Source organism: Kitasatospora terrestris (assembly GCF_039542905.1).
In the GTDB taxonomy this organism is placed as follows: domain Bacteria; phylum Actinomycetota; class Actinomycetes; order Streptomycetales; family Streptomycetaceae; genus Kitasatospora; species Kitasatospora terrestris.
The window spans coordinates 8,366,788-8,382,256 of record NZ_BAABIS010000001.1; the positions used below are offsets into that span (position 1 = coordinate 8,366,788).

The window sequence follows — 15,469 nt, forward strand, 5'->3', positions numbered from 1 at the left end:
GCGCTACCGTCGTCAGTACGGGGAACGCCGGGAACACCAGGACAGCGGGATGCCGATGAGCCGGACGCGCGCACTGCTCGACCGCCTCCGCGCCCGCGACCCGGGCCGGGAGATCCCGCACCGCGCCGTCCGGGTCACCCTCGCCGCCTGCACCGGCTTCTACACCCTCCGCTACGGCTTCGGCCGGCCCAGCGCGGCGACCTATGCCCTGTTCGGGGCGATCTCGCTGGGCCTGCTCTCCCGGATCGGCGGCGGCGCCCGCGCCCGGGCCCGCACCCTGCTGGGCACCCTGCCCGCGGCCTATCTGCTGATCACCCTCGGAACGCTGCTCGCCGTCCGCTCCTGGGCGGCCGCCCTCGGCATGCTCGGCATCGGGTTCGCCGTCGCCTACGGCTCGGTCGGCGGGCCCCGGCTGGTCGGCCTCGCCAACGGCCTGCAACTGCTCTACATCCTCCCGTGCTTCCCGCCCTACCGGCCCGAGGACCTGCCGCTGCGGCTGATCGGCGTCACCGTCGGGATCCTGCTGCTGGCCGCCGCCGAACTGCTGCTGTGGCCCGTACCGCCGCCGGTCCACTACCGGGACCGGCTCGCCCGCGCCGCCGCCGCGGTCGCCGACCTCGCCGACCGCACCGCGGCCGCCGTCGAGGCACCCCCACAGCGCCCGGTCCGCGACCGCGCCCCGCCTGGCCCCGCCGACGGCAGCCCCAGCGCCGCCGACGGCCGCCCCGACCCCGCCACCGAGGCGGTCGACGAGCTGCGGTTCTCCCGGATCCCGCTGCTGGAGCGCCCCGCCTCGGCGGGCGCCGCCGACCGCGCGCTCTCGCACGCGGCCACCGCGCTGCGCCACACCCGCGGGCAACTGCTGCGGATCGGCCGGGTCAACGACCTCGCCGGACCGCTGCCGCAGGCCGCCGCGCTGGTCCGGGCCACCGCACGGGCCGTCCGCGCGGCGGGCGAAGGCGCCCGCGCTGCCGGTCCGGTGCCCGGGACGGAGCCGATCGAGGCCGCCATCACCGGCTTCGAGACCGCACGGACCACCCCGTTCCGGCCGGACGGCCCCCGCAGCGCCTACGACACCGGGACCGTGTCCGTGACCGAACCCGAACCCGCGCCCGTTCCCTCGGCCGGGCGGATCGGGCCGTACCCCACCTCCGACCCGGCCGAGGCGGCGACCGCCGCCCGGCTCGCCCTCGGGAGCATCGCCCTGGAGGCCGCCGAGGGCGCCCGCTTCCTCACGCTCGCCGTACGGATCAGCCGGCGCGCGCCACTGCCCCCCGACCCGACGCCGCCCGCCGACCGGCCCGGCCCCTTCTGGTACGGCCACGAGCCCGCCGTCCGGCTCTGGTGGGCGCGCTTCCGGGCCAACCTGACTCCGCGCTCGGTGTACTTCCAGAACGCCGTCCGCACCGCCGCCGCCCTCGCCGCGGCCCGCCTGCTGGTCGGCGGCCTCGACCTCACCCACGGCTTCTGGGTGCTGCTCGCCACCCTCACCCTGATGCGGACCACCGCCGCCGACACCGGGATGACCCTGCGCCCCGCGATCACCGGCACCCTCTGCGGGGCCGCCGGCTCCGCGGCCATGCTCCTCCTGGTCGGCGACCGGCCGCTGTTCTACGCGATCGCCCTGCCCGTCGCCATGCTCACCGCCTTCACCCTGGGCCCCGCCCTCGGCCTGGTCTGGGCCCAGGGCACCTTCACCGTCGTGGTCGCCATGGTCTTCGCCCAGCTCGCCCCCGCCAGCTGGAAGCTCGCCGAGGCCCGGCTGGTCGACGTCGCCACCGGAGCCGCCGTCGGCATCCTCACCGGGCTCTGCGCCTGGCCGCTCGGCGGCGGCCGCGAGCTGCGCCGGCGCGCCGCCGAACTGCTCGACGACAGCGCCGCCGCCGTTCACGAGACCGTCGCCGAACTGACCGGACGGCCCGCCCCCGGCGGGGCGGTGCGCCGGGCCCGCCGCTCCGCGGTGCTCGCCGAGGCCACCTACGCCCAGTTCCGCTCCGAACGCCACGACCCGCAGCCCGGTGCACCGGACTGGCAGGCGGTGCTGCTGACCGGGCAGCACACCGTCCGGGGCGCCGAGCAACTGCTCGCCAGGATCGTCCCGCACTCCCTGGCCGGCCGACCGGCCGTCGCCGGGCGCCTCGTCGGTGACGCCGACACCGCGGCCGCGGCCTTCCTCCGGGAGGGCGCCGCCCTGCGGGCCGGGCCCGTCCGGCCCGACCCCGCGCTCGCCGAGGCGCGCACCGCCCTGCTCGACGAGCGCCTCACGGTGGCCCGACTGCCGGTGGCGGACCCGGCGGCACTGCACGCCGTCGACACCGCCGTCTGGCTGGTCGGTCTGGTCGACGACCTGGCGGCCGTACCCGGTGCGAAGGCTGCGCCCGACGGGCGCAGCCAGCCGGAGGAGGGGCGAGGGACGGCCGGGGCGGCGGGCGGAGCGGCCGCGGACGCCGCGACCAGGGGCTCGAACGAGGGTGGGGGAGGGGGAGGCGGCTGAGGTGCCGGGCGGGGTGGTTGCTGAAGGCGAGGCGGTGGCCGGACCGGCTGCGTGGCCGCGACCGAGGGCTGGCCGAGGGGGAGGGCGCACGGGGTCGAGGGGCCGGGGGCGATGGCGCGCGGTGCGGTTGCCGAGGGCGCGGCGGGGGTCGGGAGGCGGCTGGGGTGGCGGGGGCACGGCTGTCGAGGGGGGCCGCCGGGGCGGCGGAGGGTGTGGTCAGGGTTCGCGCTTCGCCGCTTGGGCGGCCGGGCGGCGGGTGGCCTCGTCCTCGGTGGTGACGCGGGTGCCGGGGTGTCCCAGCGCGCAGAGGAACGCCACCGCGAGGGCCGCCGCCATCCCGTACAGCACCGGGCGGTTGGCCGCCGCGAAGTCCGCCCGCAGGGCGGCGAGCAGGTCCGCGTCCACCCCGCTGGGCGCCGAGCCGCCGGAGCCCGCGCCGGTGAGGCTGCGGGTGATCTGTTCGGCCGTGCCGCGCGCCGCCTGCGGCGGGAGCCCGCGCTGTTCCAGCGTGTCGGTGATCCGGTCCGCCGCGGTGTGCAGCAGGACGGTGCCCAGCACGGCGAGGCTCACGCTCGCCGAGTAGTTCCGGACGGTCTGGGTGATCCCGGTGACCTCGCCGTAGGAGCGGCCGATCGCCCGGTTCACCGCGTCCGTGGAGGCGGGGGTCAGCAGCAGGCCGATCCCGGCGCCCGCGAGGACGATCCACACCCACTGGGCGCCCAGCGACAGGTCGGTGATCTTCACCGCCCAGCCCGCGAAGCCCACCGCGCCGACCACCGTGCCCAGCAGCATCGCCGGCCGGGCGCCGCGCCGGTCCAGGATCCGCCCGCCGATCTGCGAGGCCGGGCCGAACCCGGCGAAGAACACCAGCAGGTACAGGCCCGCCTGGTTCGCCGAGTAGCCGAGCGCGATCTGCGCGTACACCGAGGCGAAGAAGAACACCGGGACGAAGGACATCATGGCGAAGAAGAGCACCGCGTTGTCCACCGCGAACGCCCGGTCGGTGAAGACCCGCATGGTGATCAGCGGGTCCCGGCTGCGCAGTTCCGCCAGCACGAACAGCGCCAGCACGGCGAGGCCGCCGACGATGCACCCCCAGGTCGCCGCGCTGCCCCAGCCCCACGCCGCGGCCTGCTGCAGGCCGAGCACGCTCAGGCCCATGCCCACCGCGACGAGCACGGCGCCCGGCCAGTCGATCGGCTCGGGGCGCGGCGTGTTCCGGATCCGGGCGAGGAAGGTCAGCACCAGGGCGACCACCGCCACCGGCACGTTCACCCAGAAGATCGCCCGCCAGCTCCAGCTGGTCAGCCAGCCGCCGAGGATCGGGCCGATCGCGGTCAGGCCGCCGGCGACGCCGAAGAACAGCGCGAGGGCCCGGCCGCGCCGCCGCACCGGGAAGACCTCGACCACCACCGCGAGCGCGGCCGGGAACATCAGTGCCGCGCCGAGACCCTGCACCGCGCGGAAGGAGATCAGCCAGGGTTCGGCCGCCCCGCCGGTCGGCACCGCCCCGCAGAGCGCCGATGCCGCCACGAACACCACCGTGCCGACCAGCATCATCCGCTTGTGCCCGAGGATGTCCGACACCCGGCCGCCGAGCGCGAAGAACGCCGCCAGCGCCAGCAGGTAGGCGTTGACCACCCACTGCATCGCGCCGGCGGAGAGTCCGAGCTCGCGGATGATGCTCGGTGCGGCGATCGACACGATGGTCTGGTCGATGAAGGTCATCGACACGGCGAACAGCATGCCCGCGAGGGCGAGCCGCTCGTCGGTGCCACCGTTCCGTCCGCCGCTTCCGGCCGCCATGCCGTGCTCCCTCCGTCGACCCGCTACCACCCGGACGACACTGCCCGCCCCGCGGCTCCGCGTCCGGTTGCGCCGCCGCGAAGTCATCCGCTCGGCGGATGCCCGCCCCCTGACGGCGGCGGAGGGGACGTGCCTGTGCACGGTGTTCCGCCACCGGCACCACCGCGGACGGCCGCCGGACCGTCACGGTCCCGGTCACGCGCTCCGTGCGGACGCGGACGACCCGTAGTACCGGCCCCTTGCCCGGCAGTTGTGGGGCCGGGGCTTGACGCCCGACTTTCCTCGGCCGTTAAATCTCGGCTTGAAGTAAGCGGTCGGGGGCGAGCGGCCGGGGTCAGGCCGGCCGACCGCCCCCGCATGCCGCCGTCCCCCGTAACCCACCAGACGGGTATGCACCATGACCAGAGCCTCAGGTCCGCACCGCCTCGGCCTCGCCGCCGTCGCCGCCACCGCCCTCGTCGCGGCCCTCACCGCCCCGACCGCGCAGGCCGCGCAGGACGCCGCCCCGCCGCGCGGCGGCGGCGGACTCGGCGACAACGTCGTCGTGTTCGACCCCGGCATGCCCAAGGCCGAGATTCAGAGCCGACTGGACGCGATAGCGAAGGCCCAGGCCGGCAACGAGTTCGGCAGCGCCCGGTACGAGATCCTCTTCAAGCCCGGCACCTACGGCACCGCCGCCGACCCGCTGACCTTCTCGGTCGGCTTCTACGAGGCCGTCGCCGGCCTCGGCCGCAACCCCGGCGACGTGGTCGTCAACGGCTCCGTCGACGTCTACAACCAGTGCGTCGGCGGCGACCAGGCGCAGTGCTACGCCACCACCAACTTCTGGCGCTCCCTCAGCAACCTGACCGTCAACGTGGCGGGCAAGAGCGGCTGCTACGGCAACACCGACTTCTGGGCCGTCTCCCAGGCCGCCCCGCTGCGCCGCGTCCAGGTCAACGGCAACCTGACCCTGATGGACTACTGCACCGGCTCGCCGGCCTGGGCCAGCGGGGGCTTCATCGCCGACTCCAAGTTCACCGGCGGCACCGTCATCAACGGCTCCCAGCAGCAGTTCTTCACCCGCAACAGCAACCTCGACGGCTGGACCAACGCGGTCTGGAACCAGGTCTTCTGCGGCACCACCGGCGCGCCCGCCCAGTCCTTCTCCACCGAGCCCGGCGCCGCGCCCTACACCACCCTCGGCAGCTGCCCCGCCACCCGCGAGAAGCCCTACCTGTACCTCGACGACAACGGCCGGTACCGGGTCTTCCTGCCCGCGCTGCACCGCGACTCGGCCGGCACCAGCTGGGAGAACGGCCCGACCGCGGGCACCTCGCTCGGCCTGGACAGCTTCTACGTCGTCAAGCCCGGCGCGAGCGCCCAGCAGATCAACGCCGCGCTCAGGGCCGGCCGCAACCTGCTCTTCACTCCCGGCGTGTACGAGCTCACCGACGCGATCAGGGTCACCCGGCCCGGCACCAAGGTCCTCGGCCTCGGCTTCGCCACCCTCGTCCCCACCCGCGGCGACGCCGCCCTCCGGGTCTCCGACGTCGACGGCGTCGACGTCTCCGGCCTGATCATCGACGCCGGCCCGGAGAACTCGCCGGTCCTGATGCAGGTCGGCAACCACGGCAGCAAGAGCCGCCACACCAACAACCCGATCAGCCTCAGCGACGTCTTCTTCCGGGTCGGCGGCGCCCGCGACGGCTACGCCACCACCGCGCTGGAGGTCAACGCCGACGACACCCTGATCGACGACGCCTGGATCTGGCGCGCCGACCACGGCACCGGCGGCGGCAACTGGAACACCGCCCGCAGCGACACCGGACTGGTCGTCAACGGCGACCGGGTGGTCGCCACCGGCCTCGCCGTCGAGCACTTCCAGAAGACCGAGACGATCTGGAACGGCGAGGACGGCCGGGTGGTGTTCTTCCAGAACGAGAACCCCTACGAGGTCCCCAGCCAGGCCGCGTGGATGGCCTCGCCGACCCAGAAGGGCTACCCCGCGTTCGCCGTCGGACCGAAGGTCAAGACGTTCGAGGGCTGGGGCATGGGCAGCTACTCGTACTTCAACCAGGGCGTCGACATCCACAACTCGACGGCCTTCCAGGCCCCGAGCCGCCCGGGCGTGAAGCTGCACGACCTGCTGACCGTCTTCCTGAACGGCTCCGGCGGCATCGACTCGGTGGTCAACGGCACCGGCCGCGCCGTCGACTCCGCCTTCGGGGGCCCCAGCAACGTCGTCTCGGCGCCCTGAGACCCGTTGCCGACCCCTGGCACAGCCGGGCCCCCGGACGGTCGATCCGTCCGGGGGCCCGTACGCCCGCCCGCTCCGGGCCTCAGCGGCCCCGCGCGGTGAGGTAGCCGCCCGCCTGGGCGGTGAACAGCGGCCCGTCGGCGGTGGCCACGGCCCAGGGGTGGGCGGGGCCGTCCGGCGCGACCGTCAGGGTGCGGCCGGTGTCGAAGGCGAGGACCAGCGCCCCGGCCGGGGTGACCCGGGCGGCGGCCAGGCGGGCGCCGACCAGCTCGGGCAGCCCGCCGGTGGGCTGCATGCCGAGCCCCGGGTAGAAGTGCTCGACCTCGGCGGGCCCGGCCAGCCGGAAGTCGTTCTCGACGGAGACCTCGACGCCGCCGGACAGCCGGATCAGCAGCCGGCGGCCGCCGGTGAGCTGCTCCACCCGGCGGCCTGACAGCGCGGAGTCGATCGGAGCCGTCATCGCAGGACCTCCCCACTCGGTGATCTCCCCCTCATGGTGCCCGCCACCGAGGGCGGCGGCACCCGCGGCACCCGCGGCCGACCCGTGGTTGACCCGCGGCCGACCCGTGGTTGATCCGCGGCTGCCGCCTCCCGGTCGTCCCCACAGGCCGGTCAGACGGGGAAGCCGTCGTGGAGCTCGACCGGCCCGGCGCCCGCCGTGCCCCCTGCCGCGTCGCGGGCGGCGAGCGCGGCGGTCAGGCGCCGGTGGCCCTGCGGGGAGAGCGCCTCGCGCGCCTCGTCCGGGGTGAACATCCGCCACTCCAGCAGCTCGTCGGCGGGCAGCCGGATCGCCGCGAGGTCCGCCGGGCCGACCTCGCCGCCGTCGAAGAGGTACACCAGGACCGGACGGCTGCCGTCACCCGGCGCGGTCCAGTCGAGGGCGAGCAGCCGCCCGGTCGGGCGGTGGCTCCAGCCGAGCTCCTCCAGGGTCTCCCGGGCGGCGGCCTCCCGCGGCAGCTCCCGGTCGGCCTCGATCGAGCCGCCGGGCACGGTCCAGTACGGCGGCTCGTCCGGCAGCAGCGGGCGCAGCCGGACCAGCAGCACCCGGCCCGCCCGGTCGGTGTACAGCGTCCGGGCCTTCGCCCGGATCCGCGGCCGGCTGGCGATGTAGGTCTCGCGGTCCATCGGCGGCGGGGGAGCGGGCCGGTCGCCGCCCGTCAGCGGCACCCCTTCGGCGGCGGTGTACGGCGGCACCGGCGGGTCGGCCGGCAGGTGCTCGGCACTGTGGCCGACCGGGCGGCCGTCCTCCAGCTCCAGCGGGCCGGCCGAGCGCGGCGCCCGCAGACAGGCCGTCACCCGCCGCGACAGCCGCGGCGGGAGCGCGGAGGCGACCTGCTCGGGCGTCAGGAACGCGTAGCTGCTGAGCTCCTCCGCCTCCAGCCGAAGGCCCGCCAGCTCGGCCGGGGTGAGCGGCTCGGCCCAGTACAGGAACGCCGCGATCGGCGGCCGGGACCAGTCCCGCGCCCAGTCCAGGCAGGCGATCGGGCCGAGCCGCGGGGTGATGCCCAGCTCCTCCTCGATCTCGCGGACGGCGGTCACCCGGGGCGAGGCGTCCGGCGGCTCCCAGCCGCCGCCCGGGATCTCGATCGGGTGCTTGGCCTCGTACGACACCCGGACCAGCATGATCCGCCCCTCCCCGTCCGGAATCAGCACCCCGGCCGCCGCCAGCAGCCCGCGTCCGTCCACGTCCCATCCCCCTTCGCCGCGCTCTCCCGACAGGATGCAGGACGACCGGGCGGGTACGGACGGTTCCGCGGAAAAGCGGTGGCGCGGTCGGGTGGCGCGGGGGCAGGATCGTCCGCATGTTCACCGCCGCCATCGCCGAGTTCCCCGCAGTCGCGGGTGCGATGGCCGCTGCCCAGGCAGTCGCGGCCGCGTTCGACGGCGCACGAAGCTGACCTTCCCCGGGAAGTCCCGGGACCTCGGACGGGGAAGGTCGCCCGTCGCTGAGGTCCCGTCACCACGACTCCGGGAAGAGAACACCACCATGGCCAAGCAGGCCTTCGTGCGGACCAAGCCGCACCTGAACATCGGCACCATGGGCCACGTCGACCACGGCAAGACCACCCTGACCGCCGCCATCACCAAGGTGCTGGCCGAGCGGGGCGGCGGCACCTACGTGCCGTTCGACCGGATCGACCGGGCCCCGGAGGAGGCCGCGCGCGGGATCACCATCAACATCTCGCACGTCGAGTACGAGACGGCGACCCGGCACTACGCGCACGTCGACATGCCCGGACACGCGGACTTCGTCAAGAACATGATCACCGGCGCCGCCCAGCTGGACGGCGCGATCCTGGTCGTCTCGGCGCAGGACGGGGTGATGCCGCAGACCGCCGAGCACGTGCTGCTGGCCCGTCAGGTCGGCGTCGAGCACGTCGTCGTGGCGCTGAACAAGGCCGACGGCGCCGACCCCGAGCTGCTGGAGCTGGTCGAGCTGGAGGTGCGAGAGCTGCTCTCCGCGCACGGCTACGACGGCGAGACGCTGCCGGTCGTCCGGGTGTCCGGGCTGCTGGCGCTGGGCGGCGACCCGGAGTGGGAGCGGGCGCTGCTCGGGCTGCTCGGCGCGGTGGACGACCACATCCCCACGCCGGTCCGGTACACCGACGCGCCGTTCCTGCTGCCGGTCGAGAACGTGCTGACCATCACCGGGCGCGGCACCGTGGTCACCGGCGCGGTGGAGCGCGGCCGGGTCCGCACGGGCGACCGGGTGGAGGTGCTCGGCTACGACGGGCGGGTGGAGTCCGTGGTGACCGGGGTGGAGACCTTCGGCCGCACGATGGAGTCCGCGGAGGCGGGCGACAACGTGGCGCTGCTGCTGCGCGGGGTGCAGCGCGGCCAGGTCCGGCGCGGCCAGGTAGTCGCGGCGCTCGGCAGCGCGTCGGTGCACGGCCGTTTCACGGCGCGGATCCACCTGCTCTCCGCCGCGGAGGGTGGCCGCCGGACGCCGGTCACCAGCGGCTACCGCCCGCAGTTCTACCTGCGGACGGGCGACGTGGTCGGGCACATCGAGCTCGCCGAGGGCGCCGGTCCGGTGCCGCCGGGTGAGACGGTCGAGGTGACGGTCACGCTCGGAGTGCCGGTCCCGCTGGAGCCGGGCCTCGGGTTCGCCGTCCGCGAGGGCGGCCGGACGGTCGCCGCGGGCACCGTGCTGACGGTCCTGGACTGAGCGGTCCACACCGGCGCGCGGCCCTGCCGAGAAGGCGGGGCCGCGCGCCGGCGGGTCGGAAGGGGCGGGTCAGAAGGAGAAGGTCTTGGCCACAGCCCGGCCCTGCTCGGCCGCCGTGGCGTAGAACGCGGTCAGCTCGTCGTGCTTGCGGGCGAGCTGCTCCCGGAGCCCCTCGTACGGGTCGGAGGAGCGGAGCCGCGCCCAGGCCTGCCAGCGGTCGGTGAACGACACCTCGCGCAGGAAGGCCGCGGCCCGGACCACCCCGGCCGGGTCGAGCGCCACGTGACCCGGACCGCCGGCCGGGTCGAGGACGTGGTGGCCGCCGAACACCGGCAGCTCGTTCACGCCCACCTGCTCGCCGGGCGGGCAGTAGAGCTCGGCCAGCTGGAAGAAGCAGTCCACCAACCAGGCCGCCTCACCGAGCTCGGCCCACCGGCGCATCTCGTCGAACTCCATGGCGAAGAACGCGTCGAACCCGGCCGTGTCCGCGGGCATTTCGCCGGGCTCGACCGCCCGGAGGTAGACCCACATGCTCATGAGAGGAGAAGCTACCGCGCGGTACGGACATCCCGGTTCCGGTCGGGGGTGCGGCCGTCATCCCGGCGTAACGCGCAGGCAGCGGGCCGGACAAGCGGGTCGGTTACGGTGTCGGAAGACGGTGGATCATCGACCGCCGCACTCCGTACGAGGCCCGAGGAGGACCGTGCGCCGCTCGCAGCCGCCGCGCTGGCTCGCCCATCCGCTGCGCTGGCAGCGCGGACCGGTCCCGTGGGCCGCGACGTTCCGCTCGGCGCTCGGCACCGGACCGCTGCTCGCCGCCGGCGCCGCGACCGGGCACCCCGGAGCGGGCGTCCTCGCCGGGCTCGGGGCGCTCTTCGCGGCCATCAACGACCGGCCCGGCACCCGGCGGACCGGGGTGCTGCACATCGGAGTGCCCGCGCTCGGCGGCGCGGCGGGCCTGCTCGCGGGCACCGTGCACGGGTGGTGGGCGGTCGCGCTGCTGACCCTGCTCGGGCTCGTGTCCGGCGCGGTGAGCGTCGCGGGGGCGGTGAGCTCCGCGGCCGGCGTCCAGGTCCTGGTCCTCGCGGCGGTCGGCAGCGGCATGCCGCTCGCCCTGCCCGGCTGGGCCCGCGCGGGCTGCTTCCTGGCGGGCGCCGCCTGGATCCTGCTGCTGCGCCTGCTCACCCCGCAGGCCGGCGAACGGGCGGCGGTGGCCGCCGTGTTCGACGCCCTCGCGGACGCGCTCGCCGCCGTCGGCACCCCCGGCGCGGAGGCGGCCCGACGGCGGCTCACCGCGGCGCTCGACCGCGCCGACGAGGCACTGCGGATGCGGCGGCTGCTGCGGGTGCGGGGCACGGCGGAGGACGGCGCGCTGGAGACCCGGTTCGCGGCCGCGGCCGGCCTGTGCGAGGCGGCCGTCGCCCTGCTGTGGGAAGGCACCCCGCTGCCCGCCCGCGCCTTCGCCGGCCCCCGACGCCTCGCCGAGGCCGTACGAAGCGGCGGCGCCCCCGGCCCGCTGCCCGTGCCCGTCGCCGACACGGCGGCCCGCACGGCTTTCGACCGAGCGGTACTCGACGCGGGCGTGGCCTTCGGAACGGGGCCCGGCCCCGGCGCACGCGCGAGCAGCAGCGCGCCGGCCGGCGACCGGTGGCGGGGGGTGCGGCCGTGGGGGCCGGCGGGGCGGGAGTACGGGGTGCGGGTGGCGGTGTGCGTCGGGGTCAGCGCGGCGGTGGCGGTGCTGCTGCGCGCCGACCACTGGTACTGGCTGCCCGTCACGGCCGCGTTCCTGGTGAAGCCGGACTACGGGCCGCTCTTCTCGCGGGTGGTCAACCGCTTCGCCGGTACGGCCGCCGGGGTGCTGCTGTTCGCCGGGGTCGGCGCGGCGGCGGGTGGCGGGACGTGGCCGGCGGTCGCCGTCGCGGGCGTCGCCGGTCTGCTGCTGCCCGTCGCGCTGCGGCACTTCGGTGCCCAGACGGCGGCGGTGACGCTGGCGGTGCTGGCGTTCGCGGGCGTCGCCGGTGACGCGCAGGCGGCGCTGTCCCGGCTGGTCGACACGGCGCTCGCCTGCGCGATCGTCCTGCTGGTCGGCCACCTGCCGCGGCTCGCGGACACCCGCGCCCGGGTCGGGCACCGCTCCGCGTACGCGCTGCGCAGCACCCGGCGCTACCTCGACCACGTGCTGGCCGGCCGGGACGGCGAGGAGCGGGGCGAACTGCGGCGGGCCGCGTACCACGCGCTGGCCCAGGCGCGGGGCGCCGCCGAGACCGCGGCCGCCGAGCTGCGCACCGGCCGCGCCGAACGGGACTGGCTGCGCGTCACCGCGCGCGCCGAGCGGATCGCCGACGCGGCCACGGCCTGCGCGGTCCGCCTCGAACACGGCGCGGGCCGCCCCGAAGAGCCCGCCGCGCAGCGGATCACCGCCGCCCTGGCCGCCGTCGCGGACACCCTCGACGGCCACGGCCCGGCGGTGCTCGCCCCCGTCAGCGCCCCGCCGGGCTGCCGGACGCTGGACGACATCCTCACCGAACTCCACGCAATCCACGCACTCGCGGGCACCGGCGGCAACAGCGAACGAACCGGTCGAATTCGTTCGGTCGCCGAACGATAGACTCCCGGGACGCTGACAACGTCGACAGCCAGGACCCCGCCGAACTCCCCCCGCACCGTGGAGCCCCGTCATGCCCCTGGCGCTCGTCGCCCTCGCCATCACCGCCTTCGCCATCGGCACCACCGAGTTCGCCGCCATGGGCCTGCTCCCGCAGATCGCGGACGGCCTGGACGCGACCATCCCGCAGGCGGGCTGGCTGGTCTCGCTGTACGCGCTGGGCGTGGTGATCGGCGCCCCGCTGCTCACCGCGGCCTGCGCCCGGCTGCCCCGCAAGGCCGTGCTGATCGGCCTGGCGGGCCTGTTCACGGTCGGGAACCTGCTGTGCGCGATCGCGCCGAACTTCGCGTTCCTCGCCGTCGCCCGGCTGATCACCGGCCTGCCGCACGGCGCGTTCTTCGGCGCGGGCGCCGTGGCCGCCGCCGAACTGGCGGCCCCGCACCTGCGGGCCCGCGCCGTCTCGGTGATGTTCTCCGGCCTGACGGTGGCCAACATCCTCGGTGTCCCGGCCGCCACCCTGCTCGGGCAGCGGCTCGGCTGGCGGGCCGCGATGCTCGTCGTCGTCGCGATCGGTGCCGTCGGCGCGCTCGCCATCGCCCGGCTGGTGCCCCAGCTGCCCAGCCACCCGCAGGCCGGGCTGCGCCGCGAACTGTCCACCTTCCGCAGCGGGCAGCTCTGGCTGGCCCTGGCCACCGTGGTGTTCGGGTGCGCGGGGCTGTTCGCGTGCTACAGCTACATCACCCCGACCCTGACCGAGGTGGCCGGCTTCTCGGACGGCTCGGTCACCCTGGTGCTCGCACTGTTCGGGGTCGGCATGACACTCGGCAACGTGATCGGCGGGTACGCGGCGGACCGGGCGCTGCGGCCCAGCCTGTGCGCGTCCTTCCTGCTGATGGGCGGCGCGCTGGCGCTGTTCGCGGTGACCGCGCACGCCCAGTGGTCGGCGGCACTGACCGTGGTGCTGATCGGCATGTTCGGCTTCGCGACCGTGCCCACCGTGCAGACCCTGGTCCTGCAGAAGGCCCGCAAGGCGCCCACCCTGGCCTCCGCGACCGTGCAGGGGGCGTTCAACCTGGCCAACGCGCAGGGCGCCTATCTCGGCGGCCTGGCCCTGACCGCGGGCCTCGGCTGGACCTCCCCGACCCTGGTCGGCGCCGTCCTCGCTGTCCTCGGCTTCCTGATCGCCGCCGCGTCCTGGGCCGCCGACCGCCGCACCGCGGCGCCCGTCCCGGCCGAACCCGCCGCCGACCTGCCGGCCCCCGCACCGGCCCACGGCTGAGCAGCGCATGCGGAGGAGGGGGAAGGCCGACGCGGACGCGGCGGGCTTCCAGGACTAATCGCAGTGCACTGGGCTTCAACCCGGTGGTGAAGCGACTCTGGGCCCTGCTCTGATGTCAGCGCTGGGCGCCCTCCAGCGCTGTGGGCGGTGCCCGCTGTCGGCGTCAGGCTGGGCGGTTCTGCTGCTCGATGTACCGGCGGACCACCGACGGGGGTGCGCCGCCGACGGAGCCGGCGAAGTACGAGTCGGACCGGAGTCGCTGTGCGCGCCGGTGGTGCTTGACCAGGTCGGGGAACTCCTGGCGCATGCGGCGGGAGCTGACGCCCTTGAGGCTGTTGACGAGCTTGGACGGGGTGACCTTGGGTGGGACATTCACGAGCAGGTGGACGTGGTTGTTCTCGCCGTTGAACTCGACCGGCTCGACCTCGAGTCGGCGCAGACGCTCCGCGTGATCTCTTCGAGTCGGGTCAGGTGGTGGTCGGCGAACACCTCGTGCCGGTACTTCGTCGCGAAAACCACATACGCATGAAGGGCGAAGGCGCAGTGTCTACCTGTGCGAATGTTCTGATACGCGGCCATGCGCCAGCATTGGTACGGTGCTGTTGTGCAGCTCAGGTACTCCTTTCGCGTCTATCCGACCGCAGGTCAGCGTTCGTCGCTGGCGCGGGCGTTCGGGTGTGCGCGGGTGGTGTACAACGACGCGCTGCGTGCCCGTGAGGACGCCCGTGCCGCCGGGCTGCCGTTCCCGAGGACGGGCGACCTGTCGAAGGCGTTGATCACCGAGGCGAAGAAGACCCCGCAGCGGGCGTGGCTCGGCGAGGTGTCGGCCGTCGTGTTGCAACAGTCCCTGCGGGACCTGGACACCGCGTACCGGAACTTCTTCGACGGGTTGAAGGGCAAGCGGCCCCGCACGGGCGCGCCGCGCTTGAAGTCGCGCAAGGACACCCGGCAGGCCGTCCGCTTCACCGCGAACGCCCGGTGGAAGATCACACCGGTCGGGAAGCTGTCCCTGCCGAAGATCGGCGACCTGGACGTGAAGTGGTCCCGCGCTCTGCCCTCGGACCCGTCCACGGTGACCGTCGTCAAGGACAGCGCCGGCCGGTACTTCGCCTCGTTCGTCATCGAGACCGACCCCGCCGCCGACCTGGCCCGCATGCCCGACACCGGCACCGCGGTCGGCGTCGACCTCGGGCTTGCGCACTTCGCGATCCTCTCCGACGGCACGAAGATCGACAGCCCCCGCTTCCTGCGCCGCGCCGAGAAGAAGCTCAAGTAAGGCGCAGCGCATCCTGGCCCGCAAGGCCAAGGGCTCGAAGAACCGGGCCAAGGCCCGCACCAAGGTCGCACGCGCTCACGCGCGGGTCGCCGACGCGCGGCGCGAGTTCCACCACCAGCTCTCCACCCGGCTGATCCGCGACAACCAAGCGGTCGCCGTCGAAGACCTGGCGGTCAAGGGACTTGCGCGTACGCGCATGGCCAAGTCGGTGCACGACGCCGGCTGGTCGCGGTTCGTCACCATGTTGGAGTACAAAGCCGCCCGGTACGGGCGCACCGTCGTGAGGATCGGACGCTTCGAGCCGACCTCCCAGGTGTGCTCGAACTGCGGCGTCAAGGACGGCCCCAAGCCCCTCGGCGTCCGCGCATGGGCGTGCGGGGCGTGCGGGACCGTCCACGACCGGGACGTCAACGCGGCGGTCAACGTCGCCAAGGCCGCCGGACTGGCGGTGTCAGCCTGTCGAGCGCAGGTAAGACGGGCACCCGTGCCCGCACAGCGCAGCGAAGCAGGAACCCACCCGAAGCAACCCACCCAACCAGTGTGGGAGCAGGCGGGAATCCCCGGCCTTTAGGCCAGGGAGGATGTCAATGGGATCCGGTCC

9 protein-coding genes and 2 pseudogenes are annotated in these 15,469 nt (G+C 75.0%); 6 read left to right on the forward strand and 5 right to left on the reverse strand.

Annotated elements, in window-relative coordinates; all coding sequences use genetic code 11:
* Nucleotides 1-55: 55 nt before the first annotated feature.
* A complete protein-coding gene (locus ABEB06_RS38215; RefSeq protein ID WP_345701558.1) occupies nucleotides 56-2,494 on the forward strand; it encodes an FUSC family protein in 2,439 nt (812 codons plus the stop codon).
* A gap of 216 nt (nucleotides 2,495-2,710) precedes the next feature.
* On the opposite strand, the gene ABEB06_RS38220 is transcribed toward ABEB06_RS38215, so the two are convergent.
* On the reverse strand, nucleotides 2,711-4,300 hold the full coding sequence (locus ABEB06_RS38220) for an MFS transporter (protein ID WP_345701559.1): 1,590 nt from the start codon (nucleotides 4,298-4,300) through the stop codon (nucleotides 2,711-2,713).
* Nucleotides 4,301-4,697: 397 nt separating this feature from the next.
* Between ABEB06_RS38220 and ABEB06_RS38225 the strand changes: the two genes are divergently transcribed.
* Nucleotides 4,698-6,539, forward strand: coding sequence for a hypothetical protein (locus ABEB06_RS38225; protein ID WP_345701560.1), 1,842 nt, complete (start codon nucleotides 4,698-4,700; stop codon nucleotides 6,537-6,539).
* A gap of 82 nt (nucleotides 6,540-6,621) precedes the next feature.
* On the opposite strand, the gene ABEB06_RS38230 is transcribed toward ABEB06_RS38225, so the two are convergent.
* Nucleotides 6,622-6,999, reverse strand: a complete 378-nt coding sequence (locus tag ABEB06_RS38230) for a DUF6188 family protein (RefSeq protein WP_345701561.1) — start codon at nucleotides 6,997-6,999, stop codon at nucleotides 6,622-6,624.
* Between the two features lie 152 nt (nucleotides 7,000-7,151).
* Nucleotides 7,152-8,225: an NUDIX domain-containing protein gene (locus ABEB06_RS38235; protein WP_345701562.1), complete on the reverse strand. Its 1,074-nt coding sequence runs from the start codon at nucleotides 8,223-8,225 to the stop codon at nucleotides 7,152-7,154.
* Between the two features lie 301 nt (nucleotides 8,226-8,526).
* Between ABEB06_RS38235 and tuf the strand changes: the two genes are divergently transcribed.
* The gene (tuf, locus tag ABEB06_RS38240) at nucleotides 8,527-9,708 is read left to right on the forward strand and encodes an elongation factor Tu (protein WP_345701563.1); all 1,182 of its coding nucleotides are present in this window, start codon (nucleotides 8,527-8,529) and stop codon (nucleotides 9,706-9,708) included.
* Nucleotides 9,709-9,777: 69 nt separating this feature from the next.
* Here tuf and ABEB06_RS38245 read toward each other — a convergent pair whose 3' ends face one another.
* Entirely contained in the window at nucleotides 9,778-10,245 is a 468-nt protein-coding gene (locus tag ABEB06_RS38245; protein WP_345701564.1) for a hypothetical protein, read from the reverse strand.
* Nucleotides 10,246-10,411: 166 nt separating this feature from the next.
* On the opposite strand from ABEB06_RS38245, the gene ABEB06_RS38250 reads away from it, so the two are divergent.
* Together ABEB06_RS38250 and ABEB06_RS38255 are read left to right on the forward strand one after the other, a co-directional pair.
* The gene (locus ABEB06_RS38250) at nucleotides 10,412-12,316 is read left to right on the forward strand and encodes an FUSC family protein (protein WP_345701565.1); all 1,905 of its coding nucleotides are present in this window, start codon (nucleotides 10,412-10,414) and stop codon (nucleotides 12,314-12,316) included.
* A 70-nt stretch (nucleotides 12,317-12,386) separates the two neighbouring features.
* The gene (locus tag ABEB06_RS38255) at nucleotides 12,387-13,592 is read left to right on the forward strand and encodes an MFS transporter (RefSeq protein WP_345701566.1); all 1,206 of its coding nucleotides are present in this window, start codon (nucleotides 12,387-12,389) and stop codon (nucleotides 13,590-13,592) included.
* 163 nt (nucleotides 13,593-13,755) lie between these two features.
* Here ABEB06_RS38255 and tnpA read toward each other — a convergent pair.
* Nucleotides 13,756-14,171, reverse strand: a pseudogene (gene tnpA, locus ABEB06_RS38260) (IS200/IS605 family transposase).
* Between the two features lie 25 nt (nucleotides 14,172-14,196).
* Here tnpA and ABEB06_RS38265 point away from each other — a divergent pair.
* A pseudogene (locus tag ABEB06_RS38265) lies at nucleotides 14,197-15,439 on the forward strand (RNA-guided endonuclease InsQ/TnpB family protein).
* Nucleotides 15,440-15,469 lie beyond the last annotated feature (30 nt).

Excerpts from the sequence above, each read along its gene's own strand:
- ABEB06_RS38225 (WP_345701560.1), top strand. The coding sequence starts at position 4,698 with ATGACCAGAGCCTCAGGTCCGCACCGCCTCGGCCTCGCCGCCGTCGCC.
- ABEB06_RS38215 (WP_345701558.1), top strand. The coding sequence starts at position 56 with ATGAGCCGGACGCGCGCACTGCTCGACCGCCTCCGCGCCCGCGACCCG.
- tuf (WP_345701563.1), top strand. The coding sequence starts at position 8,527 with ATGGCCAAGCAGGCCTTCGTGCGGACCAAGCCGCACCTGAACATCGGC.
- ABEB06_RS38230 (WP_345701561.1), bottom strand. The coding sequence starts at position 6,999 with ATGACGGCTCCGATCGACTCCGCGCTGTCAGGCCGCCGGGTGGAGCAG.
- ABEB06_RS38255 (WP_345701566.1), top strand. The coding sequence starts at position 12,387 with ATGCCCCTGGCGCTCGTCGCCCTCGCCATCACCGCCTTCGCCATCGGC.
- ABEB06_RS38220 (WP_345701559.1), bottom strand. The coding sequence starts at position 4,300 with ATGGCGGCCGGAAGCGGCGGACGGAACGGTGGCACCGACGAGCGGCTC.
- ABEB06_RS38245 (WP_345701564.1), bottom strand. The coding sequence starts at position 10,245 with ATGAGCATGTGGGTCTACCTCCGGGCGGTCGAGCCCGGCGAAATGCCC.